This is a genomic window from Companilactobacillus halodurans, assembly GCF_009600995.1.
Classification (GTDB): domain Bacteria; phylum Bacillota; class Bacilli; order Lactobacillales; family Lactobacillaceae; genus Companilactobacillus; species Companilactobacillus halodurans.
The window spans coordinates 1-1,110 of record NZ_VDFO01000090.1; the positions used below are offsets into that span (position 1 = coordinate 1).

Consider the following 1,110-nt stretch of genomic DNA (forward strand, 5'->3'; position numbering starts at 1 on the left):
AACTTTATTTTTGTATACCATTTATTAGTAATAACCATTTAAGAACACCAAAAAAGGACACCATTCATGCCCTTTAGATGTTCGACCCTCTACAGCTTCACAATGAAAGGAATTTGAATGATGCCCTTAACAAACAAGTCTATACGAAATGCTCTAGAAATGAAAGACAAGAATATTGTTTTTACTGATGACTCGGCCTTCATGAATATACATGGAACCATATCCTTAGTTTATTTTGCAAAACTTACTAAAGAAGTTGACCGTTGTATTAATTGTGGCCTTACAGGCCACATAATTAAAGACGGATTCAATAAAAATATGATAATCGCTCCATCACTATCTTTACGTCCAACTTTTATTCAATTGTACCGGCAGAAATATGTATGCAAGTCCTGTGGATCAATCTTTGTAGCTAAAACCAACTATGTTTGGGATTGTTGTCAAATTGCGCAGCCAGTCAGACAGATGATTCTGTCTGAGGCTGCTTACAATACCTCTCTCAAAGATATCGGAAGACGCTTTAATGTTTCAGATAAGACCGTTCAACGGGTCATTGATGAAGAAGCTAAACTTCATAAGAACAGGTGCACAGATTCTCTTCCAAAACACATGGCCTTTGACGAATTTATGGCGACGGATAAATTGAGCTTTATTTGGCTAAATAGTAACAATCATCGAATCGGGGATATTCTGCCTAGAAGAACTTCTTATCAGATTAAGAAATATTTTGAAAATTTTTCTTTAAAGGCTAGAGGGCAAGTGCAAACCGTTTCTTTAGATTTAAACGCTGGTTATATTAATCTCGTTCCAAAATTATTCCCTAAAGCAAGAATAGTCGTTGATAGGTTTCACATAGTTCAGATGGCTAATCGTTCTCTTAATTCTTCAAGAATTAAGGTAATGAAAACCATGCCCAAACGTAGTAAAGAATATTTATTCATGAAACGAGATTGGAAGAAATTCTTGGAATCATTCGATTCCATCGAAAAGATAAGGCCCAAATACCAATACAGTGTAAACTACTATGAAACGGATTTAAATTTAATTACAAAATGTTTGGATTTGGACGAAGGCTTTGCCAAGTCCTATGAAGCTTATCAGAATATTTTA

General features: G+C 34.8%; 1 protein-coding gene. It reads left to right on the forward strand.

What is annotated here, in order from left to right; genetic code table 11:
• Positions 1–117: 117 nt before the first annotated feature.
• The coding region (locus FHL05_RS12390; RefSeq protein WP_238706898.1) for a transposase at positions 118–1,110 on the forward strand (993 nt) is incomplete at its 3' end.